A 22,404-nucleotide genomic window follows, 5' to 3' on the forward strand; every position below is an offset into this window, starting at 1 on the left:
TATGAAAATCAAAGCTGCACTTGCGAAAGAAAAAAATTATCCATTAGTTATTGAAGAAATCGAAATTGAAGAACCTAAAGAAGATGAAGTTCTAATAAAAATAGTTGCATCTGGTATTTGTCATACTGATGCAGAATCAATAAAAGGAAATGGAACTCCTTTCCCAGCAGTATTAGGACACGAAGGCTCAGGAATTATTGAAAGAGTTGGTTCAAACGTTACTCATTTAAAAGTGGGTGATCATATCGTCCTATCTTATTCATACTGTAACTCTTGCTCCCAGTGTCTTACAGGGCACCACAATTTATGTATACGTACTGTTGAACTTAATTTTGGTGGAAAACTACAAGATCAAACCTATCGACTGCATAAGGATGGTCAAAATTACTCTACCTTTTTTGGACAGTCGTCTTTTGCCACCTATGCTGTAGCAAATATAAATAATATAGTCAAAGTGGATCATGATGTAGATCTGAGATTACTAGGTCCTTTAGGATGTGGTATTCAAACTGGTAGTGGTACGGTGATGAACAGCTTGAAACCCGAACCTGGAAGCTCTATTGCCATTTATGGAGCAGGTGCAGTTGGATTAAGTGCAGTGATGGCCGCTAATCTTTTAGGGCTAAAAAATATTATCGTTATTGATATACATGAAAATCGTCTTGAGTTAGCGAAAGAACTTGGAGCTACTCATGCTCTAAATAGTCAAAGTTTAAATGTAGTAGAAGAAGTGAAAAAAATTACAGATGGCGGTGTTCATTATGCAATTGAAACGACCGGTGTTCCTGTTGTCATTAAAAATGGAATAGATTCATTGAGAGTAGCAGGAAAAATCTCGATTGTCGGTATGGGAGGAGATGTAACTTTAAACTTTACAAATGATATTTTGATGGAAGGTAAAACGATTGTAGGTACGATACAAGGTGACTCTACTCCTCAAGTACATATTCCTAAAATCATTGAATATTATAAAGAAGGAAAATTTCCTTTCGACAAGCTTGTAAAATTTTATAATTTTAATGATATTAATCAAGCATTTGAAGATTCAAAAACTGGCATAACGATCAAGCCAGTAGTTATAATTGGCTCATAGCTTACTTATAGTTATAATTAAGCTAAAAAATATAACTCATTGTTAGTACAGTACTTCATTTATAAGTACTGTACTAATCAATATGATTATTCGTAATGAATTACTGTACGAATCGATTTACCTTCGTGCATGAGGTCAAAAGCTTCATTAATGTTGTCCAAGCCCATGGTATGGGTCACAAAAGGCTCAAGTTGAATTTCCCCCTTCATTGCATCTTCAACCATGTCCGGAAGTTGTGAACGACCTTTCACGGCACTGTTGCAAATAGCCATTGATGATAAGCTAAATAGTTTTTTAGCTAAAGGTTCAGTGTATGAATCCCTTCCATGGTCGGCATTTTCAGGGCGAAATCATTCTTTGGGCTGTACGCTGGTATTGTAAATATGGCATCAGCTATCGTGAACTTCAGGAAATGCTTTCCGAACCCGGTGTAAATGTTAATCACACTACTATTTACCGTTGGGTTCAACGTTATGCTCCTGAAATAGAAAAACGCTTACGCTGGTATTGGCGTAATCCTACACATCTCGGCACATGGCATATTGATGAAACTTATGTAAAAGTGAATGGAAGATGGTCTTATCTGTATCGTGCAGTCGATCAACGTGGCTTTACCATTGATTTTTACCTTTCTTCTAGACGTAATACCAAATCAGCATATTGTTTTCTTGGAAAAATTTTAAATAATGTGAAGAAGTGGCAAATTCCACAAGTGATCAATACGGATAAAGCACCCACATATGGAGGTGCTTTATCACGGTTAAAACGGGAAGGAAAATGTCCACCAGACCTTGAGCACAGGCAGGTTAAGTACAAAAATAACGTGATCGAATGTGATCATGGCAAGCTAAAGCGGATTATCAGGGCCACCTTAGGATTCAAATCTATGAAAACGGCTTATGCCACAATTAAAGGTATTGAAGTCATGCGTGCACTACGTAAAGGACAAGCTTCATCATTTTATTATGGTCAGCCTCAGGGTGAAGTGTATCTGGTGAATAGAGTTTTCGGTCTCTAAGCACTTTTTAAAGGGAACATCATCGACTCAGATCCCTATTTGCAACAGTGCCGTTATAACTTTAGGAATTTCTTTTAAGTTATTTCTATATTTTATGAAAAATAGTTTCTATTTAAGCTGTCCTAAAATTAGCCCAATGCAGCCTATATAAAATACATTTTATTTATATTTTAAAAATCAGCAACATAATACTTTGTAAAATCCCATTCAATTTCTAATAGGATTTTTTATTGATTTATCACGTTCTAAGGCTTTCATAATCTCAACTAAATATAGTCGCCAATTCAAATTGAGTTACTCACCTGCTTTTAAATACCGATATACCGCCTGGCGACTAATTCCAAATGCTTGGCCTAATGCCATTTTTGAAGAGTACTTCCCTTCCTTCCATGCTTGTCGTAAAGCTTCGGCCTGATCAGGTTTCAATTTGTGTACCCGGCCTTTATACTTCCCTTGAGCAGAGGCGAGTTTAATTCCTTCCTTTTGTCGCTCCAGAATAATCTCACGTTCAAACTGTGCAAAAGCCCCCATCAGTTGCAGCATCAAATTATCCATCGGGGTGGATTGGGCCGTAAAAGTAATATTTTCTTTTACAAACTGGATGGCGATCCCTCCTTTAACCAGTTTATCTACTTCGGTAACCAAATCTTTTAGGCTTCGTGCAAAACGATCCATGGAATGTACAACAACCCTGTCCCCTTCCCGGAGATAGTTCAACATTTCCTGAAATTTCGGCCGGTCGGTATTTTTACCCGAAGCTCGGTCAACAAAAATCCGGTCGACTTCAATTCCCTCAAGTTGACGTCCAGTATTTTGCTCGACTGAACTCACCCGGACATAGCCTACTTTTTGACCTTTCACTCTTTCATGCCCCAATTGGATAAAAATAAATAATTTCGTAAATTATAGACCTTAAATATCAATGTTACATGTTACATATGATTAAAAATCATTTAAATGATACATATTTTTACGAACTTTTAAAGTGTTACTTTAGGGTATACTCTATAGTTACATAATTCGTGATTTAAAGAGACCTAGAAAAAGAGAAATGGTATTTATTTGAGCTAATCAAAGTTGAGAAACTTTAGAATTCTTGCGTTAGTCAAATTTTAAGCAGCCAAAAGCTATATTTTATGAGGTTTTAGCCAATTCAAAAATTAGATAAACTATACTTTCGCAAGAGGTCTTTTGATTAAATAATAAGCGTGGAACGTGAAAAATCATAAAAAAAGCCCACCTTGGGGAAGATGGGCTATCAACTAGAAACTACAGCATTGGTTTCTAAAGAGAATTATAACGCATTTCGTATAAGGTGTATTATGTTAATTTTAGGAGATCTATACAATTCTGTACTTTTTCACAATCATAGAAAAAGCAAATAAAATACTTACCCAAAATAAATAATCAATAAAAAAATTGAGAAAAACAAATTGATCCATGCCGATGAAAATAAATAAAGGATTGATACTTATACTTCCGACTGGAGAGGTTTCACCATCTATAAGGAACTGTAGAGGAAATCCCCCAGCTATGACTTCAACTTTTTCAAGCTTATCTACAACTATGCGAGCAACTAATATATTTTTTTGATAAAGCAAAGATACATAAGTCAAAATAATCGCTAAGAAATTAAAATATAATATTTTTTTCATAACTATTCTTTATCTTTTAAATTAATTAAAAACAGCCAATAACATAAGCCAGGAAAGAGAGCCATAAAAATAGTCCATGTATTGGTATACATTTTCCACCACTCTTTCGAAATTTCTCCTGTGTGACTCCATTCAAAAAGAATAAAAAATGGAGTAGCAATAATTATAGAGGCAATACAGATAGTTAATAAATTAAGACTGTTATAACGATTTAAAAGAATTGAGAATATGAAGCTGAAAGGTACAGTCAAAATACAATAAGCCAAGTAGACAAGACCGTGCCCTACAAGAACCACTAAAATCGAGTATAGGCTGTATTCCTGATTCATTACGATAAACCGGACTGCTGTGAAAAAAAGTAGTGGTAAAGGAGAAAGTAAGAGAGCTTTTACTATTTTTTCATTTGAGTATTTCACTAATTTAATTCTCTTATCTACTCAATAAATAATAATACTATAACGATTTTATTGGAGGTTTTTTGATTCCATTTAACATAATGGTTGTTATACGAAACGAGAGTGTTAGAACCCATTTAAAGTGTCTATATTCTCACCAATAAAAATGTCCGGTTTCTCCGAGGTAAAATATGACTTTTGAACAAAAATAAGCCATTGTTTATTCTTTTTATTTCCAACAAAATTCCAGAACTCATCTACTTCGAGAGATTCATAATGACTTTGCTGAGGCTGAATTTCATAGGTTGATTCAGTTAAAGTACGTAAAACTTTACCGATACTGATGCGCTCAACTTCAGCAATATCTCGTATACCGCTGCCTCTGACCATCAACTGTAATATTTTACGAGTAATACCTGACTTACATCCTAGATAGCTCAGTGCATGATCACCAATAAACTGACGTTTACAGTCTTTGCACTGATAGTTTTGTTTCCCATCTACTTTGATACCATTTTTCTTTATACTATCACTGAGGCAGGTTGGACATTTGATTGCTAGAGTTATTTGCATTTCTCTATTTTATCAAAATCCAATCGGCTTTTTCTTCAGCATACTTTTTGAAACACTACCAAATTTTAAAGTTGTATATCATGAAATTATTAAAAATATTGAGTTTAGTTTGCTTAAGCATAAGTATTGGGGCTTGTGCTGAGCATAGTATGAGTCGAGCAAAAACAAGTACAATTCCACAAGTGAATAACTCAATCATCGATCAGAATGTTCAAGCGCTTTTTAATGAAATCTCAGCTGATGCTGTGTTTGTCACATATGATGGTCAAAATATTAAAAAATATGGCACGCATTTAGACCGAGCAAAAACAGCTTATATTCCTGCATCTACATTTAAAATTGCCAATGCACTAATTGGTTTAGAAAATCATAAAGCAACATCTACAGAAATATTTAAGTGGGATGGAAAGCCACGTTTTTTTAAAGCATGGGACAAAGATTTTACTTTGGGCGAAGCCATGCAAGCATCTACAGTGCCTGTATATCAAGAATTGGCACGTCGTATTGGTCCAAGCTTAATGCAAAGTGAATTGCAACGTATTGGTTATGGCAATATGCAAATAGGCACGGAAGTTGATCAATTTTGGTTGAAAGGGCCTTTGACAATTACACCTATACAAGAAGTAAAGTTTGTGTATGATTTAGCCCAAGGGCAATTGCCTTTTAAACCTGAAGTTCAGCAACAAGTGAAAGAGATGTTGTATGTAGAGCGCAGAGGGGAGAATCGTCTATATGCTAAAAGTGGCTGGGGAATGGCTGTAGACCCGCAAGTGGGTTGGTATGTGGGTTTTGTTGAAAAGGCAGATGGGCAAGTGGTGGCATTTGCTTTAAATATGCAAATGAAAGCTGGTGATGATATTGCTCTACGTAAACAATTGTCTTTAGATGTGCTAGATAAGTTGGGTGTTTTTCATTATTTATAAGAATTAGAAGTTTGAGGTTAATCTATTTTTGGTAGTGTTTCAAAAAGTATGCTGAAGAAAAAGCCGATTGGATTTTGATAAAATAGAGAAATGCAAATAACTCTAGCAATCAAATGTCCAACCTGCCTCAGTGATAGTATAAAGAAAAATGGTATCAAAGTAGATGGGAAACAAAACTATCAGTGCAAAGACTGTAAACGTCAGTTTATTGGTGATCATGCACTGAGCTATCTAGGATGTAAGTCAGGTATTACTCGTAAAATATTACAGTTGATGGTCAGAGGCAGCGGTATACGAGATATTGCTGAAGTTGAGCGCATCAGTATCGGTAAAGTTTTACGTACTTTAACTGAATCAACCTATGAAATTCAGCCTCAGCAAAGTCATTATGAATCTCTCGAAGTAGATGAGTTCTGGAATTTTGTTGGAAATAAAAAGAATAAACAATGGCTTATTTACGCCTATCATCGAGAAACAGGTGAAATTGTTGCTTATGTTTGGGGTAAACGAGATTTAGCTACAGTCTAACAATTGAAGACAAAGCTTAAACAATTAGATATTCACTACACCCGAATTGCAAGTGATCATTGGGACAGTTTCATCACTGCTTTTAAAAATGGTAAGCAAAGTATTGGTAAATTTTTTACTGTAGGTATTGAAGGCAATAATTGCAAAATAAGGCATAGAATTAGGCGTAGCTTCAGAAGAAGCTGTAATTTTTCAAAAAAGCTTGAAAACCATTTTAAAGCTTTTGATTTAGCCTTCTTTTCTTTTACATCAATAATGGCTTCATTTAAAGGCAGCATACTTTTTGAAGCACCACCAAAATTTTATGTTAAGTAGAGACTAAAAATGCCCTTGATTAAGGGCTTACAAGGGCATTTTGTATAAGGTGTATTATGTTAATTTTAGAATTTCTTCATTAGATAATTTTTGATAAGCTAAATCCATTAGGACTAATTAAGTAAATATGAGCAATTGGGTCAATGTCACACAGGATAAGTCTACAGGTATAGAACTAATTCAGGCACTGTTGCAAATAGGCTGACATGATAAGCTAAATATCTTATTTATTTCGAGATACAGCAGATGAATCCCTTCCATGGTCGGCACTTTCAAGGTGAAATCATTCTTTGGGCTGTTCGTTGGTATTGTAAATATGGCATCAGCTATCGTGAACTTCAAGAAATGCTCGCTGAACGGGGTGTGAATGTTGACCACACCACAATTTATCGTTGGGTTCAGCGTTATGCTCCAGAAATGGAAAAACGCTTACGCTGGTATTGGCGTAATCCTACAGATTTACATTCATGGCATATGGATGAGACTTATATCAAAGTGAAGGGGCGATGGACTTACCTGTATCGTGCAGTTGATCAACGTGGTCATACGATTGACTTTTACCTTTCCGCTAGACGGAACAGTAAATCAGCCTATTGTTTTTTAGGAAAAATCTTCAATACGGTGAAAAAATGGCAAATTCCACGGGTCATCAATACAGATAAAGCAGCGACCTATGGCCATGCTTTATCACGGTTAAAGCGAGAAGGAAAATGTCCAGTAGATATTGAGCACAGGCAGATTAAGTATAAAAATAATGTCATTGAATGTGATCATGGTAAGTTAAAGCGGATCATCAGGGCCACATTAGGATTCAAATCTATGAAGACGGCTTATGCCACAATTAAAGGTATTGAAGTCATGCGTGCACTACGTAAAGGACAAGCATCGTCATTTTATTATGGTCAGCCTCAAGGTGAAGTGTGTCTAATCAACAGGGTTTTCGGTCTCTAAGCACTTTTAAAAAGGAACTTCATCGACTAAAATCTCTATTTGCAACAGTGCCCAGAAAACTGAAGGAACCTCCATTGAATCGAACTAATATTTTTTTTGGTGAATCGCATTCTGACTGGTTGCCTGTCAGAGGCGGAGAATCTGGTGATTTTGTTTTTCGACGTGGTGACGGGCATGCCTTCGCGAAAATCGCACCTGCTTCCCGCCGCGGTGAGCTCGCTGGAGAGCGTGACCGCCTCATTTGGCTCAAAGGTCGAGGTGTGGCTTGCCCCGAGGTCATCAACTGGCAGGAGGAACAGGAGGGTGCATGCTTGGTGATAACGGCAATTCCGGGAGTACCGGCGGCTGATCTGTCTGGAGCGGATTTGCTCAAAGCGTGGCCGTCAATGGGGCAGCAACTTGGCGCTGTTCACAGCCTATCGGTTGATCAATGTCCGTTTGAGCGCAGGCTGTCGCGAATGTTCGGACGCGCCGTTGATGTGGTGTCCCGCAATGCCGTCAATCCCGACTTCTTACCGGACGAGGACAAGAGTACGCCGCAGCTCGATCTTTTGGCTCGTGTCGAACGAGAGCTACCGGTGCGGCTCGACCAAGAGCGCACCGATATGGTTGTTTGCCATGGTGATCCCTGCATGCCGAACTTCATGGTGGACCCTAAAACTCTTCAATGCACGGGTCTGATCGACCTTGGGCGGCTCGGAACAGCAGATCGCTATGCCGATTTGGCACTCATGATTGCTAACGCCGAAGAGAACTGGGCAGCGCCAGATGAAGCAGAGCGCGCCTTCGCTGTCCTATTCAATGTATTGGGGATCGAAGCCCCCGACCGCGAACGCCTTGCCTTCTATCTGCGATTGGACCCTCTGACTTGGGGTTGATGTTCATGCCGCCTGTTTTTCCTGCTCATTGGCACGTTTCGCAACCTGTTCTCATTGCGGACACCTTTTCCAGCCTCGTTTGGAAAGTTTCATTGCCAGACGGGACTCCTGCAATCGTCAAGGGATTGAAACCTATAGAAGACATTGCTGATGAACTGCGCGGGGCCGACTATCTGGTATGGCGCAATGGGAGGGGAGCAGTCCGGTTGCTCGGTCGTGAGAACAATCTGATGTTGCTCGAATATGCCGGGGAGCGAATGCTCTCTCACATCGTTGCCGAGCACGGCGACTACCAGGCGACCGAAATTGCAGCGGAACTAATGGCGAAGCTGTATGCCGCATCTGAGGAACCCCTGCCTTCTGCCCTTCTCCCGATCCGGGATCGCTTTGCAGCTTTGTTTCAGCGGGCGCGCGATGATCAAAACGCAGGTTGTCAAACTGACTACGTCCACGCGGCGATTATAGCCGATCAAATGATGAGCAATGCCTCGGAACTGCGTGGGCTACATGGCGATCTGCATCATGAAAACATCATGTTCTCCAGTCGCGGCTGGCTGGTGATAGATCCCGTCGGTCTGGTCGGTGAAGTGGGCTTTGGCGCCGCCAATATGTTCTACGATCCGGCTGACAGAGACGACCTTTGTCTCGATCCTAGACGCATTGCACAGATGGCGGACGCATTCTCTCGTGCGCTGGACGTCGATCCGCGTCGCCTGCTCGACCAGGCGTACGCTTATGGGTGCCTTTCCGCAGCTTGGAACGCGGATGGAGAAGAGGAGCAACGCGATCTAGCTATCGCGGCCGCGATCAAGCAGGTGCGACAGACGTCATACTAGATATCAAGCGACTTCTCCTATCCCCTGGGAACACATCAATCTCACCGGAGAATATCGCTGGCCAAAGCCTTAGCGTAGGATTCCGCCCCTTCCCGCAAACGACCCCCACCATACCAACAGCCCAAAACGCGATTTTTCTTTCCATGGTCATGCACTCCCACTTCATCGGAAAAAGGGCGGCCAGTTGGCCGCCCGTTGATCACATCGAGGCACCGTGCCCTTTCGACGCGGTGCGCGCCGGGGCGACGTTCGCCGCCTGCGCGTTGGTGGCCACGCCCCTGCCGTTGGCGTAAGCCACCGTGTAGGTGCGCCCGTCTACGATTTTCTCGCCCTTGGCTTCCAGCTCGGCGAAGGCCGAGCGCGGGTGTTCGACCACGCCCTTGCCGGAAAGCTGGTAGACCGCCTTGCTGTCACTGAACAGCACCTGCCCGGTGAAAGACGCATCTTTGCCGCTGCTGGCCTTGGTGGCCTCGCCGAGCTGGTAGATGCCCTTGGACAGACCGCTTTCCGGCAGCACTTTGAGCGTCGTCCACTCGCCTTTGATGACCTGATCTATCTGGCGGCTGCCGTTGAGCACGCACACCTTGCGCGAACCCTCGGGCATCATCTTGACCCCCGGCGCAGGGGTCGGGTTTTTCCAGCTCGGGGCTTGGTTATTCGCCATTACGTTGTTCTCCTTACGTCAGAAAAGAATACGGCCGCGAACGGCCGCGCCCTCAGTTGCAGCCTTTGCCGGACTGACCGGCCATCGGGTGCCCTTCCCACGTCGGCAGGATGATGTCCTTGGTCACCATGATGTTGAACTCGTAACCCGGACGGATTTCGAGCGTCGGCTGAATATTCATGTTGCGCTGTGCCATCTGCATACCGATCTGGCCCATCTGCTGGCCCAGCGAACCGGCGATGATTTGCGAACTGCTGTAGTTCTCGCCGTTGCTGGCTTGCGGCTGCGAGAGCTGGATACCGGCCGAGAAGACCGACAACAGCAAACCACTGCCGAAGATGCGGGCATAGTGGTTGTTCACCTTGTCGTTGAAACCAGCATAGCCACCCATGTCGGTGCCCGGCATGTTGTCAATCGAGATTGACGGGCACTGTTGCAAATAGGCTGACATGATAAGCTAAATATCTTATTTATTTCGAGATACAGCAGATGAATCCCTTCCATGGTCGGCACTTTCAAGGTGAAATCATTCTTTGGGCTGTTCGTTGGTATTGTAAATATGGCATCAGCTATCGTGAACTTCAAGAAATGCTCGCTGAACGGGGTGTGAATGTTGACCACACCACAATTTATCGTTGGGTTCAGCGTTATGCTCCAGAAATGGAAAAACGCTTACGCTGGTATTGGCGTAATCCTACAGATTTACATTCATGGCATATGGATGAGACTTATATCAAAGTGAAGGGGCGATGGACTTACCTGTATCGTGCAGTTGATCAACGTGGTCATACGATTGACTTTTACCTTTCCGCTAGACGGAACAGTAAATCAGCCTATTGTTTTTTAGGAAAAATCTTCAATACGGTGAAAAAATGGCAAATTCCACGGGTCATCAATACAGATAAAGCAGCGACCTATGGCCATGCTTTATCACGGTTAAAGCGAGAAGGAAAATGTCCAGTAGATATTGAGCACAGGCAGATTAAGTATAAAAATAATGTCATTGAATGTGATCATGGTAAGTTAAAGCGGATCATCAGGGCCACATTAGGATTCAAATCTATGAAGACGGCTTATGCCACAATTAAAGGTATTGAAGTCATGCGTGCACTACGTAAAGGACAAGCATCGTCATTTTATTATGGTCAGCCTCAAGGTGAAGTGTGTCTAATCAACAGGGTTTTCGGTCTCTAAGCACTTTTAAAAAGGAACTTCATCGACTCAAATCTCTATTTGCAACAGTGCCCGCTATTCCACGATAAACGATTGCGAGCATCAGGATATTAATATTTCGTTTTCCCCATTTCCAATTGGTTCTATCTAAAGTCAGTTGCACTTGGTCGAATGAAAACATATTGAAAATCAACTGAGAAATTTGACGATAATCAAAATACTGACCTGCAAAGAAGCGCTGCATACGTCGATAAAATGATTGTGGTAAACACTTGATGGGCAAGGCTTTAGATGCAGAAGAAAGATTACATGTTTGCTTTAAAATAATCACAAGCATGATGAGCGCAAAGCACTTTAAATGTGACTTGTTCCATTTTAGAGATTTGTTTAAGATAAGATATAACTCATTGAGATGTGTCATAGTATTCGTCGTTAGAAAACAATTATTGTGACATTATTTCAATGAGTTATCTATTTTTGTCGTGTACAGAGATTATTATAGAAGCCCCCATGAATAAATCGCTCATCATTTTCGGCATCGTCAACATAACCTCGGACAGTTTCTCCGATGGAGGCCGGTATCTGGCGCCAGACGCAGCCATTGCGCAGGCGCGTAAGCTGATGGCCGAGGGGGCAGATGTGATCGACCTCGGTCCGGCATCCAGCAATCCCGACGCCGCGCCTGTTTCGTCCGACACAGAAATCGCGCGTATCGCGCCGGTGCTGGACGCGCTCAAGGCAGATGGCATTCCCGTCTCGCTCGACAGTTATCAACCCGCGACGCAAGCCTATGCCTTGTCGCGTGGTGTGGCCTATCTCAATGATATTCGCGGTTTTCCAGACGCTGCGTTCTATCCGCAATTGGCGAAATCATCTGCCAAACTCGTCGTTATGCATTCGGTGCAAGACGGGCAGGCAGATCGGCGCGAGGCACCCGCTGGCGACATCATGGATCACATTGCGGCGTTCTTTGACGCGCGCATCGCGGCGCTGACGGGTGCCGGTATCAAACGCAACCGCCTTGTCCTTGATCCCGGCATGGGGTTTTTTCTGGGGGCTGCTCCCGAAACCTCGCTCTCGGTGCTGGCGCGGTTCGATGAATTGCGGCTGCGCTTCGATTTGCCGGTGCTTCTGTCTGTTTCGCGCAAATCCTTTCTGCGCGCGCTCACAGGCCGTGGTCCGGGGGATGTCGGGGCCGCGACACTCGCTGCAGAGCTTGCCGCCGCCGCAGGTGGAGCTGACTTCATCCGCACACACGAGCCGCGCCCCTTGCGCGACGGGCTGGCGGTATTGGCGGCGCTGAAAGAAACCGCAAGAATTCGTTAACTGCACATTCGGGATATTTCTCTATATTCGCGGTTCAGCAGGCATGTCCCCTTTGAGGGCGACCCGACGACAGGATAATCGACCTTATGGTGCGCAAATATTTCGGCACAGACGGTATTCGTGGCAAAGCCAACGAAGGCGCGATGACGGCGGAAACCGCCTTGCGCGTCGGCATGGCGGCTGGCCGTGTCTTTCGTCGCGGTGACCACCGCCATCGTGTCGTGATCGGCAAGGATACGCGCCTGTCGGGCTATATGCTTGAACCCGCGCTCACAGCCGGTTTCACCTCGATGGGCATGGACGTATTCCTTTTTGGCCCGCTGCCGACAACGTATAGGAAGAATAAACGCCCTTTTCACCCAAGTCCAACAGCTTTGGACCGCAGTTGACTCTTTCGACACCCCTGCGATGCAACCCAATCCGGCTGACGGGGAGCCAGCAACGCTGAAAATTTACCCTCCTCTTTCCCACTAGCGGCTCCTTTTCCGACAACCAGCACGGCGGATCCCTGCCGCGGCGCTGTGAACGCAGCATTTTGATTGGTATCGTTGGCCTTCAGGCTCGTCAGTCAAACAGACCCAGGAGCAGCTCAGCCGGTGGCGCCCGGCTTTCGGGTAACGCCCTGGTCCCGCTGGTTTCGGCTTTGTGCTTCAGGTGATCAAGGATCTGCTTGATCACTATAGGGTCTTCAATGCAGGCGATGACTTTCATGGCGCCGCCGCAGCCGCTGCAGGTCTCGATGTCGATATTGAAAACACGCTTGAGCCGTTGCGCCCATGTCATCGACGCTCGCCGTTGTGCTGGTGTTGCCGGTTCATCAGCCACCCTGACCTTGTTGCCCCTGCCCCGTTTTGCCGGCGTGACCAACGCCCGGTGCCGACTGTTGGGTGCGAACACCCCGTGGAAGCGGGTTAGGTTGACTCTGGGCTTCGGTACCAGGGCGGCCAGCCTTGCAATGAAATCCAATGGTTCGAAAATGACGTGCGTGGTGCCGTCCCGGTACGGCTGTTAGCGGCAATGTAAAAATGACCCCCCAACAGCATTTGAAAATTGACCCCCTTGGTTAATATAGTGGTCTTTTTGGACTGCTCAACATGTTAACTTTGGAGCAAGCAGTGACAATCCAAATACTTCATCAACAAGGTCAATCTATTAAGGCAATTAGCAGCGAACTCGGTATTTCTAGAAATACTGTGCGTAAATATTTACGATCTCAAGTAACACCTAAATATCAACGAACACAATCTAAAGTGAGTATTCTTGAGCCTTATAAACCGTATTTAATCAAACGTGTAAATGCCGCCGATCCAGAATGGATACCGGCTGTAGTGTTGTATCAAGAAATCTTGCAAAAAGGCTACACGGGGAAAATTAGAACTCTACAAAATTATCTCAATACATTAAAGCCAACTAAACAACCAGAGCCGATTAAGCGATTTGAGACTCAACCAGGTCAACAAATGCAGGTTGATTTCACAACAATTCGACGTCATCACACCACATTAAAAGCATTTGTTGCAACTTTGGGATACTCTAGAGCAACCTTTGTTAAGTTTTATGATCATGAACGTTCTGATGCATGGATTGATGGCTTAGAAAGTGCTTTTCAGTTCTTTGGTGGTGTTCCTAAAGATGTATTATTTGATAATGCTAAGGCCATTATCATTGAACGTGATGCTTATCAAGATGGTCAACATCGCTGGAATGCTAAATTACTTGATTGTGCTAAGAAATATAACTTCCGACCACGTGTTTGTAAGCCATATCGTGCGCAAACAAAAGGTAAAGTAGAACGCTTTAATAGTTATTTGAAATCAAGTTTTATCGTGCCATTAAAAGCAAGTTTAAAGGTGGTTGACCTTAGCTTAGATGTTGATATGGCAAATGCCTATATTGGTCGATGGCTTAGTGAAACAGCAAATCAACGCATTCATGCAACAACTAAAGAAAAACCAAGTACTCGTTTGCTTGAAGAACAACAATATTTTTCTTCATTACCTTTATTTAATGATGGTTCTAAAAAATCTGTAATTGATGATGTTAGCCCATCATCACTCATACCTCATGAGAGTGTTCAACACCCCTTATCAATCTATGATGAATTACTGGAGGTTTCTTAATGAATTTACAGTATGAGCGTATTGAACAGCTTTGCCGTCAGCTTGGTCTACAAACAGTGGCATCACAATGGTCACATCATGCACAACAAACCTTAGCAAAGGATAGCAGTTATGCAGATTTCGTTGAAGCTATGCTATTACATGAATACACAGCCAAGCAGCAACGTAGTCAACAGATTCTTTTACAACTTTCAGGTCTTACTCAAATCAAAACGTTGGAGGCTTATGATTTTAATTATGCTTTAGGTGCTCCAAAGTCGCAGTTGCTTGAACTATTTAATTTAAGCTTTATTCCAAGAGCTGAAAATGTTGTATTTATTGGTGCAAGTGGTGTTGGGAAAACACATCTATCAATGGCTTTAGGCTATAAGGCAATTATGAATAATATTAAGACTAAGTTTATTACTGCAGCTGATTTAATGTTGCAACTTAGCCTAGCTTATCAACAAGGTAAATTAAAAAACTACATGCAACGTGTTGTACTTGCTCCAAAGTTATTGATTATCGATGAAATAGGATATTTACCATTTGGTCGTGAAGAAGCAAATTTATTTTTTAATGTTATTGCCAAGCGCTATGAAAAAGGCAGTACGATTTTGACCAGTAATTTACCATTTAGCCAGTGGTCTAAATCATTCGCAGATGATGTTACTTTGACAGCAGCAATGTTGGATCGTTTATTACATCATTGTCATGTTGTACAAATATCTGGGGAAAGTTATCGTCTAAAAGATAAAAAGAGAGTAGGAATTCAACCACAAATTGAGTCTTAATAAATCATCAAAGGGGTCAATTTTACTTTGCTGTTTTTAAGGTAAAAGGGGTCAGTTTTAAATTGCCGTTGACACGGCGTCTTGAGCTGGTAGCGCACGTTGCCGCCTCGTGTTAACGACAGCCGCTTCTCGGATACCGCCGGGCGGCTGATGTACCGGCACAGCCGTTCGAGCTTCTTGCGTTCATCGGCCCTGGCCGCCACGCCGGCGTGCAGGCTGGACCCGGCTACCTTGCCAATCCCGTCACCGAACGGATCACCACTGGTCGGCAGAGTTTGCAAAGTGAACACCTTTCGCCCCGCCTGTGAACCGACAGCGATACGGTAAGTGATCGAGTGCCCCAGCAGGGGTGTCATCGGGTCGTCATCCACCGCATCCGAGGCCAGATAGCTGTTTTCGACATCCCGTTCCAGCAGGCCTTGCCGTTCCAGATAGCGACCCACCCGGTGGGCGATGGTGTGCGTCAGCTGGGTGAGCTCTGGGCTGGTCGGCGCCTTGACCCAGCGGAAACGCGCTGAGCCGTGGGATTGCTCGACATACACACCGTCGAGAAACAGCATGTGGAAGTGAACATTCAGATTGAGCGCCGATCCAAAACGCTGGATCAGGGTGACCGCGCCCGTCTTGGCCACTTGGTGGGTATGGCCCGCTTTCTTGACCAGGTGCGTGGCAATGACGCGGTAAACGATGCCCAGCACCCACCCCATGATCTCGGGCCGGCTGGCAAACAGGAAACGCAGCTGAAACGGGAAGCTCAACACCCACTGACGCATGGGTTGTTCAGGCAGTACTTCATCAACCAGCAAGGCGGCACTTTCGGCCATCCGCCGCGCCCCACAGCTCGGGCAGAAACCGCGACGCTTACAGCTGAAAGCGACCAGGTGCTCGGCGTGGCAAGACTCGCAGCGAACCCGTAGAAAGCCATGCTCCAGCCGCCCGCATTGGAGAAATTCTTCAAATTCCCGTTGCACATAGCCCGGCAATTCCTTTCCCTGCTCTGCCATAAGCGCAGCGAATGCCGGGTAATACTCGTCAACGATCTGATAGAGAAGGGTTTGCTCGGGTCGGTGGCTCTGGTAACGACCAGTATCCCGATCCCGGCTGGCCGTCCTGGCCGCCACATGAGGCATGTTCCGCGTCCTTGCAATACTGTGTTTACATACAGTCTATCGCTTAGCGGAAAGTTCTTTTACCCTCAGCCGAAATGCCTGCCGTTGCTAGACATTGCCAGCCAGTGCCCGTCACTCCGCGGTCTTCACTGCGTGATCGAGTTGATCGACACCCGCCGTGACACGCTCCATGAAGTGCCTGCCTGCGTCTGTTAGCCGAACGCCCCGCGCATGGCGCTCAAATAGCAGGACACCAAGGTTATCCTCCAGCGCTTTCACACGCGCGCTGACGCTCGACTGGCTGATACCAAGTGCCTTGGCCGCATGCCGAAAATTCAGATGCTCGGCGACGGCGATGAACTGAACAAGGGAAATGAGCGGTATCCTGCCAGACAGGATACCGACATTCACGAGGTTTCGATGGTTAGTGCGCCGCATCGGAGCGGGCCTGCTACCAGTCGTCGGTTAGACGACTGGCGACTTCTCGGTGGCAGCCCCACGGAGCCGAAGGAGCACCAGCCCCAACGAAACCAGTACCGCCATCGCCGTGGCGTAACAGATCACGGGCCACGCTGTGTCACCGTTTAAAAGTGCCACCGCCAATGTCCCGACAATGCTGACTATCAGGCTTTGAACGCAGAAGTAGAACGCGACCGCTGATCCCGCGATGTCGTCGAACTCTGCCAAAGCGCCGTTCGCGGTAACGGACACCGTGAAGACAATACCGACCGCGACAACCCACATCGGTAGGATGAAGGTGAGGAATGACGGCGAGCCGTAAAGTTCGCCGATCCCCAACAGGACCGCTCCGCAAACAAGCAACGCCATCCCACGCGCCACGCATCCTGCGATGCCCCATCTGGCGACAAAGGACTTCGCGAAACGGGTTGTCACGATCATTACAAGCGCGACAGTGGCGAAGGCAAAGCTGAATCCGATCTCGGAATATTCCGCTTGGCCTATGAGCACACGGGGAGCCGTCGAGAAGAAGACGAAGAAGGTGCCCATACCGGCGCTAAAGCCGACAGTGTAAACCCAAAAAGCCGGACTCGCGAAGATCGGCAAGACAGATCGGCGCGTCTTGACTTGATCCAGAGGGCGGGTTTCGTGCCACCTGAAACCCGCATTTAGGAGTGCGAGCATCGCCAGTATAGCCAAAGTAATGAATATCGCCTGCCATCCCAAGAACTCGCCGATCAATGCTCCGGCGATAGGGCCGAGCGCAGGCACGAACGCCAGCATCGAACTGAAAAGGCCGTAGATGACGACACCCTCAGGACGGTTGGCATAAACGTCGCGAACCGTCGCGAACGTCGCCACCAGCATGGCCGACGCGCCCACTGCTTGAAGTAGACGGAAAGCGACAAAGGCCGGTGCAGTTGAAGACCAAGCTGCTCCCAGAGACGCAATGACGAAAGCCGTTGCGCCCGCAAGTAGAATTGGCCGTCGCCCGATTCTGTCTGAGAGCGGACCAAAAATCACCTGGCCCACGCCGAGCATCACCATATAGAGGCTCAACGTGAGTTGGATCATAGCGGGCGTCGTGTTCAGGATGCCGGGCATCGCTGGAACGACAGGGAGATAAATATCCATCGCCAGTGAAGCGAGGATGTCGAAAGGAGCCATCAGCAGCAGTGCTGCCGGCAGCGTATAGGCCCACGCGGGGCGTGTGGTGGTCATGACGAATCAACCCTCGATTAAGGAATACCGGGCGACGTCTGCTCGTCAGCAATCAGATGAGACTAGCCTTACAGAGCGCCGCAACAACAATACTGGTTGTTGCGGCTTACTTGTCTGCTGACTTGGAATTTCCCATCTGATTACTCCACGCTTACGAATATGAATTGCTACATTTTATCCGATTATCTTTTGCTTCGCAATGCGGCATGGGCGCACTCAGCGTTCCAGCCCCCTCTGCCGCCCTAACTGCCACGACACCGACCCGCCCTGCACGATGCCCATAACCTCGCGGCCGAGTTGGCGGTCGATGATCGGCCGCCACGGGACAAGGGTGAACTCATGGGATTTCTCGACCACGGCGAACTTGCCGCTCGATAGATGCACGGTTCCGGTAAACTTGCCGCTGACGCTCTCGCCGTCCGTGGCGGCGCGGAACGGCAGGCCCTTACTCAAAGCCATATCCGATCCGACGCCGGCTACCTCGCGCTCCCGCAGGATGGCGAGAAGGTTGCGCCGGTAGAAGACGCGGCTGTCCCGGCTGCGGGTGGCGTCGCCCTGTTCGATATGGTGCTCGCGGCGCTGGTCCATGGCTTCGCGGACTTGTTGCCCGAAGCCGGTTGGCGCAAGGTCGGCCGTCTCGCCGTGGATCAGCCGCCGGTCCAGCCAGGTCGCGCCGTCCGATCCGATCTGTTTGTTCAGATCGACCGGGGAAAGGACGCGAACGCTGGCCTGACTGTCTCGGCCGGCGTCATGGGCGGCGGCACGGCTGACCAGATCATCGGGGATGCGCCATTGGTCGGCGTCGATCCGCTCGACGATACCGGCCCGGCGTAGCGCCTCCAGCCGGCGCACATGGGCATCGACATAGCCCTCATAGTCGCCGCCTGGAACGCGGCACGTATAGGAAGAATAAACGCCCTTTTCACCCAAGTCCAACAGCTTTGGACCGCAGTTGACTCTTTCGACACCCCTGCGATGCAACCCAATCCGGCTGACGGGGAGCCAGCAACGCTGAAAATTTACCCTCCTCTTTCCCACTAGCGGCTCCTTTTCCGACAACCAGCACGGCGGATCCCTGCCGCGGCGCTGTGAACGCAGCATTTTGATTGGTATCGTTGGCCTTCAGGCTCGTCAGTCAAACAGACCCAGGAGCAGCTCAGCCGGTGGCGCCCGGCTTTCGGGTAACGCCCTGGTCCCGCTGGTTTCGGCTTTGTGCTTCAGGTGATCAAGGATCTGCTTGATCACTATAGGGTCTTCAATGCAGGCGATGACTTTCATGGCGCCGCCGCAGCCGCTGCAGGTCTCGATGTCGATATTGAAAACACGCTTGAGCCGTTGCGCCCATGTCATCGACGCTCGCCGTTGTGCTGGTGTTGCCGGTTCATCAGCCACCCTGACCTTGTTGCCCCTGCCCCGTTTTGCCGGCGTGACCAACGCCCGGTGCCGACTGTTGGGTGCGAACACCCCGTGGAAGCGGGTTAGGTTGACTCTGGGCTTCGGTACCAGGGCGGCCAGCCTTGCAATGAAATCCAATGGTTCGAAAATGACGTGCGTGGTGCCGTCCCGGTACGGCGTCTTGAGCTGGTAGCGCACGTTGCCGCCTCGTGTTAACGACAGCCGCTTCTCGGATACCGCCGGGCGGCTGATGTACCGGCACAGCCGTTCGAGCTTCTTGCGTTCATCGGCCCTGGCCGCCACGCCGGCGTGCAGGCTGGACCCGGCTACCTTGCCAATCCCGTCACCGAACGGATCACCACTGGTCGGCAGAGTTTGCAAAGTGAACACCTTTCGCCCCGCCTGTGAACCGACAGCGATACGGTAAGTGATCGAGTGCCCCAGCAGGGGTGTCATCGGGTCGTCATCCACCGCATCCGAGGCCAGATAGCTGTTTTCGACATCCCGTTCCAGCAGGCCTTGCCGTTCCAGATAGCGACCCACCCGGTGGGCGATGGTGTGCGTCAGCGGCACTGTTGCAAATAACCACGAATGGTAAGCTGAAGACTGTTTTAGCTAAAGGTGCAGCATATGAATCCTTTCCATGGTCGGCATTTTCAGGGCGAAATCATTCTTTGGGCTGTGCGCTGGTATTGTAAATATGGCATTAGCTATCGTGAACTGCAGGAAATGCTGGCCGAACGGGGTGTGAATGTTGATCACACGACTATTTACCGTTGGGTTCAACGTTATGCTCCTGAAATAGAAAAACGTTTACGCTGGTATTGGCGTAATCCTACAGATCTGAGCTCGTGGCATATTGATGAAACCTATGTAAAAGTGAATGGACGATGGTCTTATCTGTATCGTGCAGTCGATCAACGTGGCGATACCATTGATTTTTATCTTTCTTCTAGACGTAATACCAAATCAGCATATTGTTTTCTTGGAAAAATTTTAAATAATGTGAAGAAGTGGCAAATTCCACAAGTGATCAACACGGATAAAGCACCCACATATGGACGTGCTTTATCACGGTTAAAACGGGAAGGTAAATGTCCACCAGACCTTGAGCACAGGCAGATTAAGTATAAAAATAACGTGATTGAATGTGATCATGGCAAGCTAAAGCGGATCATCAGGGCCACATTAGGATTCAAATCTATGAAGACGGCTTATGCCACAATTAAAGGTATTGAAGTCATGCGTGCACTACGTAAAGGACAAGCATCGTCATTTTATTATGGTCAGCCTCAGGGTGAAGTGTGTCTAATCAACAGGGTTTTCGGTCTCTAAGTACTTTTTAAAGGGAACATCATCGACTCAAATCTCTATTTGCAACAGTGCCCAGCTATGTCCGTGAAGGTGACATGATTGTTGTGCACTCTATGGATCGCTTCGCTAGGAGTCTTAAAGATTTAGTGACTGAGGTTGATCAGCTTGTAAAAAGGGGAGTGGCTATTCAGTTTGTGAAAGAGAATATTACATTTACGGCTCAGGCCACCCCGATGGATAATTTGATGTTGCAACTTGCAGATTATTGGATAAATCAGCCACTAATTCCTGTAAGCAGTTTACCAGTCACTCCTATTGCTAGTAGACCACTTTCAATTGAAACTAGGTATTTCACTCACTGGGTATATTAATGTTAATGGATTTGATGTTAATGAAATAAAGCCGAAACGCTGATAAAACTCCATCGCTTTTTTATCTTTAGCATGTATTACAACAAAATTAACACCAATAATTTGAGCAACTGTTGAAACTTGTTTAAGAGCATGGGCTAAAAGCACTTTCCCAATTCCTCGCCCCTGAACGGTTTGATCAACGGCAAAGCGACCTACAACTACACAAGGGAGCGGATAACGAGGTAATCGTTTAGTAAGCACAGTATCAACTACATCAAATCCTATGGATGTGCTGGATAAACAATAAAACCCTCTCACTTGTAGATCATCATCAATAGCAACATACGTTTTACTTGTTCCTGATTTCTGATGTTGGGATGCATACTGTTTTATGAATTTATTTAAATCATCTTGCCCGCAATTAAATGATTTTTTCTGATGATGGGCTTGTAAAACCTCAATTTTCATCTAATAAACTCATTAATTTTTTCATCTCATCATTTGCAGGGCGTGGGTTCTCAAGTATGTTCATTAACATATCTCGATCAGCATTATTTACTTTTAACTCATAATTAGATTTAAGTAATTCTTTTGCTCTTTCAAATGAGGATTGAAGCATAAAGGAACTTACACTGAGTCCCAATAAATTCGCAGCTTGTTCAATTACATTTTTTGCATCTACTGTTGAACGAATATTAATTCGTTCCGTTGCTAAGTTAGTCATATCCCACCCAACAAGTACATCAATTTGATGTACAAATTATAGCAGATTAAGATTGTGCTTCAAGATTCAAATTTGGATATTTTGTTTTGAATTATTTGAATAGAAAATCAATGGCCTACTACTATCCAAAATGAGTGGCAGGATTTGAATAAGAATAACTGGTAGGTTTACATAAGAATACTCAGCAACTTATGGGGGCTTTTGCCCAATTTGAACGAGAGATTATTTTAGAGCGCCAAAAAGAAGGGATTAAGATTGCAGCGGCTCAAGGTAAATATAAAGGTCGAGTCCATAAGTTAAATCAAGAGCAGGCTGAAGCTTTACGACACGCCTGGAAAGAAGGGAAATATCCATCGAAAGTCGATTTAGCTAAAGCTTTTGGTATTAGCAGACAGGCTGTCTATCGCTATTTGAAAAATGAAAATGTCATCGATAGACTTTATATTTGAAGCAACAGAAGACCTAAAGGGCTTTACTGGTATCCATTGATTGTTCAGCAACATTAAATAAAACCGTGGAACATTGATCAAAGAATAGGCGTGGAACGTGAACAATCATAAAAAAAGCCCATTCGAGGGTGAGTGGGCTATAAAACTGAAATCAACACA

The 22,404-nt window shown here is 45.8% G+C and carries 22 protein-coding genes and 9 pseudogenes; 15 read left to right on the forward strand and 16 right to left on the reverse strand.

The window, feature by feature from the left end; all coding sequences use genetic code 11:
- Position 1: 1 nt before the first annotated feature.
- A complete protein-coding gene (locus C3Y93_RS08830) occupies positions 2–1,093 on the forward strand; it encodes an NAD(P)-dependent alcohol dehydrogenase (protein WP_019838318.1) in 1,092 nt (363 codons plus the stop codon).
- A gap of 86 nt (positions 1,094–1,179) precedes the next feature.
- Here the strand turns inward: C3Y93_RS08830 and C3Y93_RS08835 are convergent.
- Positions 1,180–1,344, reverse strand: a pseudogene (locus C3Y93_RS08835) (S-(hydroxymethyl)glutathione dehydrogenase); the annotation flags it as partial.
- Between the two features lie 62 nt (positions 1,345–1,406).
- On the opposite strand from C3Y93_RS08835, the gene C3Y93_RS08840 reads away from it, so the two are divergent.
- The gene (locus tag C3Y93_RS08840) at positions 1,407–2,111 is read left to right on the forward strand and encodes an IS6 family transposase (protein WP_019838320.1); all 705 of its coding nucleotides are present in this window, start codon (positions 1,407–1,409) and stop codon (positions 2,109–2,111) included.
- Positions 2,112–2,405: 294 nt separating this feature from the next.
- Here the strand turns inward: C3Y93_RS08840 and C3Y93_RS08845 are convergent, their stop codons facing one another.
- From C3Y93_RS08845 to C3Y93_RS08860, 4 genes and pseudogenes are all read right to left on the reverse strand, one after another.
- Complete coding sequence (locus C3Y93_RS08845; protein ID WP_005102078.1) at positions 2,406–2,972, reverse strand: recombinase family protein; 567 nt, start codon at positions 2,970–2,972, stop codon at positions 2,406–2,408.
- 479 nt (positions 2,973–3,451) lie between these two features.
- Entirely contained in the window at positions 3,452–3,766 is a 315-nt protein-coding gene (locus C3Y93_RS08850; protein ID WP_000723215.1) for a hypothetical protein, read from the reverse strand.
- A 2-nt stretch (positions 3,767–3,768) separates the two neighbouring features.
- Positions 3,769–4,182 (reverse strand): hypothetical protein, encoded by a 414-nt coding sequence (locus C3Y93_RS08855; protein ID WP_005020944.1) that lies wholly within the window; start codon positions 4,180–4,182, stop codon positions 3,769–3,771.
- A 183-nt stretch (positions 4,183–4,365) separates the two neighbouring features.
- A pseudogene (locus C3Y93_RS08860) lies at positions 4,366–4,734 on the reverse strand (IS1-like element ISAba3 family transposase); the annotation flags it as partial.
- A gap of 80 nt (positions 4,735–4,814) precedes the next feature.
- Here C3Y93_RS08860 and C3Y93_RS08865 point away from each other — a divergent pair.
- From C3Y93_RS08865 to C3Y93_RS08885, 5 genes and pseudogenes are all read left to right on the forward strand, one after another.
- Positions 4,815–5,657 (forward strand): carbapenem-hydrolyzing class D beta-lactamase OXA-58, encoded by an 843-nt coding sequence (locus C3Y93_RS08865; protein WP_002002480.1) that lies wholly within the window; start codon positions 4,815–4,817, stop codon positions 5,655–5,657.
- A 90-nt stretch (positions 5,658–5,747) separates the two neighbouring features.
- Positions 5,748–6,454 (forward strand): annotated as a pseudogene (locus tag C3Y93_RS08870) (IS1 family transposase).
- A 292-nt stretch (positions 6,455–6,746) separates the two neighbouring features.
- Positions 6,747–7,451 (forward strand): IS6-like element IS1008 family transposase, encoded by a 705-nt coding sequence (locus C3Y93_RS08875; protein WP_001067790.1) that lies wholly within the window; start codon positions 6,747–6,749, stop codon positions 7,449–7,451.
- A gap of 74 nt (positions 7,452–7,525) precedes the next feature.
- Entirely contained in the window at positions 7,526–8,329 is an 804-nt protein-coding gene (aph(3'')-Ib, locus tag C3Y93_RS08880; protein WP_001082319.1) for an aminoglycoside O-phosphotransferase APH(3'')-Ib, read from the forward strand.
- Positions 8,329–9,165: an aminoglycoside O-phosphotransferase APH(6)-Id gene (locus tag C3Y93_RS08885; protein ID WP_000480968.1), complete on the forward strand. Its 837-nt coding sequence runs from the start codon at positions 8,329–8,331 to the stop codon at positions 9,163–9,165. Before aph(3'')-Ib ends, C3Y93_RS08885 begins: the two co-directional genes overlap by 1 nt.
- Before the next feature lie 199 nt (positions 9,166–9,364).
- Here the strand turns inward: C3Y93_RS08885 and C3Y93_RS08895 are convergent, their stop codons facing one another.
- Together C3Y93_RS08895 and C3Y93_RS08900 are read right to left on the reverse strand one after the other, a co-directional pair.
- Entirely contained in the window at positions 9,365–9,829 is a 465-nt protein-coding gene (locus C3Y93_RS08895; protein ID WP_042088840.1) for a KfrB domain-containing protein, read from the reverse strand.
- Between the two features lie 52 nt (positions 9,830–9,881).
- A complete protein-coding gene (locus C3Y93_RS08900; protein ID WP_200462922.1) occupies positions 9,882–10,280 on the reverse strand; it encodes a TrbI/VirB10 family protein in 399 nt (132 codons plus the stop codon).
- Between the two features lie 38 nt (positions 10,281–10,318).
- On the opposite strand from C3Y93_RS08900, the gene C3Y93_RS08905 reads away from it, so the two are divergent.
- A complete protein-coding gene (locus C3Y93_RS08905; RefSeq protein WP_001067790.1) occupies positions 10,319–11,023 on the forward strand; it encodes an IS6-like element IS1008 family transposase in 705 nt (234 codons plus the stop codon).
- 52 nt (positions 11,024–11,075) lie between these two features.
- Here the strand turns inward: C3Y93_RS08905 and C3Y93_RS08915 are convergent.
- Positions 11,076–11,423, reverse strand: a pseudogene (locus tag C3Y93_RS08915) (IS4 family transposase); the annotation flags it as partial.
- Positions 11,424–11,512: 89 nt separating this feature from the next.
- Between C3Y93_RS08915 and sul2 the strand changes: the two are divergent.
- Entirely contained in the window at positions 11,513–12,328 is an 816-nt protein-coding gene (gene sul2 / locus C3Y93_RS08920) for a sulfonamide-resistant dihydropteroate synthase Sul2 (protein ID WP_001043260.1), read from the forward strand.
- 86 nt (positions 12,329–12,414) lie between these two features.
- Positions 12,415–12,717, forward strand: coding sequence for a phosphoglucosamine mutase (locus tag C3Y93_RS08925; RefSeq protein ID WP_000251875.1), 303 nt, complete (start codon positions 12,415–12,417; stop codon positions 12,715–12,717).
- 175 nt (positions 12,718–12,892) lie between these two features.
- On the opposite strand, the pseudogene C3Y93_RS08935 reads toward C3Y93_RS08925, so the two are convergent.
- A pseudogene (locus C3Y93_RS08935) lies at positions 12,893–13,333 on the reverse strand (transposase); the annotation flags it as partial.
- An 89-nt stretch (positions 13,334–13,422) separates the two neighbouring features.
- On the opposite strand from C3Y93_RS08935, the gene istA reads away from it, so the two are divergent.
- Both istA and istB read left to right on the forward strand, forming a co-directional pair.
- Entirely contained in the window at positions 13,423–14,448 is a 1,026-nt protein-coding gene (gene istA, locus C3Y93_RS08940) for an IS21-like element ISEc57 family transposase (protein WP_104852212.1), read from the forward strand.
- On the forward strand, positions 14,448–15,221 hold the full coding sequence (istB, locus tag C3Y93_RS08945) for an IS21-like element ISEc57 family helper ATPase IstB (protein ID WP_104852211.1): 774 nt from the start codon (positions 14,448–14,450) through the stop codon (positions 15,219–15,221). The genes istA and istB overlap by 1 nt, the downstream gene beginning before the upstream one ends.
- 74 nt (positions 15,222–15,295) lie before the next feature.
- Here istB and C3Y93_RS08950 read toward each other — a convergent pair.
- The 5 genes and pseudogenes from C3Y93_RS08950 to C3Y93_RS08970 form a co-directional block, all read right to left on the reverse strand.
- Positions 15,296–16,351: pseudogene (locus tag C3Y93_RS08950) on the reverse strand (IS91-like element ISVsa3 family transposase); the annotation flags it as partial.
- Positions 16,352–16,462: 111 nt separating this feature from the next.
- The gene (locus C3Y93_RS08955; RefSeq protein ID WP_001255015.1) at positions 16,463–16,768 is read right to left on the reverse strand and encodes a LysR family transcriptional regulator; all 306 of its coding nucleotides are present in this window, start codon (positions 16,766–16,768) and stop codon (positions 16,463–16,465) included.
- Between the two features lie 27 nt (positions 16,769–16,795).
- Positions 16,796–18,010, reverse strand: coding sequence for a chloramphenicol/florfenicol efflux MFS transporter FloR (floR, locus tag C3Y93_RS08960; RefSeq protein WP_000214119.1), 1,215 nt, complete (start codon positions 18,008–18,010; stop codon positions 16,796–16,798).
- A gap of 216 nt (positions 18,011–18,226) precedes the next feature.
- Entirely contained in the window at positions 18,227–19,111 is an 885-nt protein-coding gene (locus C3Y93_RS14460) for a DUF3363 domain-containing protein (protein WP_001447541.1), read from the reverse strand.
- 30 nt (positions 19,112–19,141) lie between these two features.
- Positions 19,142–19,972, reverse strand: a pseudogene (locus C3Y93_RS08970) (IS91-like element ISVsa3 family transposase); the annotation flags it as partial.
- Between the two features lie 63 nt (positions 19,973–20,035).
- Here C3Y93_RS08970 and C3Y93_RS08975 point away from each other — a divergent pair.
- Positions 20,036–20,740, forward strand: a complete 705-nt coding sequence (locus tag C3Y93_RS08975; RefSeq protein ID WP_001067784.1) for an IS6-like element IS1006 family transposase — start codon at positions 20,036–20,038, stop codon at positions 20,738–20,740.
- A gap of 53 nt (positions 20,741–20,793) precedes the next feature.
- A pseudogene (locus tag C3Y93_RS14415) lies at positions 20,794–20,976 on the forward strand (recombinase family protein); the annotation flags it as partial.
- Between the two features lie 75 nt (positions 20,977–21,051).
- On the opposite strand, the gene C3Y93_RS08985 reads toward C3Y93_RS14415, so the two are convergent.
- Together C3Y93_RS08985 and C3Y93_RS08990 are read right to left on the reverse strand one after the other, a co-directional pair.
- Entirely contained in the window at positions 21,052–21,540 is a 489-nt protein-coding gene (locus C3Y93_RS08985) for a GNAT family N-acetyltransferase (RefSeq protein ID WP_004733307.1), read from the reverse strand.
- The gene (locus C3Y93_RS08990; RefSeq protein WP_004733309.1) at positions 21,530–21,796 is read right to left on the reverse strand and encodes a DUF1778 domain-containing protein; all 267 of its coding nucleotides are present in this window, start codon (positions 21,794–21,796) and stop codon (positions 21,530–21,532) included. Before C3Y93_RS08990 ends, C3Y93_RS08985 begins: the two co-directional genes overlap by 11 nt.
- Positions 21,797–21,981: 185 nt before the next feature.
- On the opposite strand from C3Y93_RS08990, the pseudogene C3Y93_RS08995 reads away from it, so the two are divergent.
- Positions 21,982–22,245: pseudogene (locus C3Y93_RS08995) on the forward strand (helix-turn-helix domain-containing protein); the annotation flags it as partial.
- Between the last annotated feature and the right edge of the window lie 159 nt (positions 22,246–22,404).

Source organism: Acinetobacter sp. SWBY1 (assembly GCF_002946595.1).
Taxonomy (GTDB): Bacteria; Pseudomonadota; Gammaproteobacteria; order Pseudomonadales; family Moraxellaceae; genus Acinetobacter; species Acinetobacter towneri.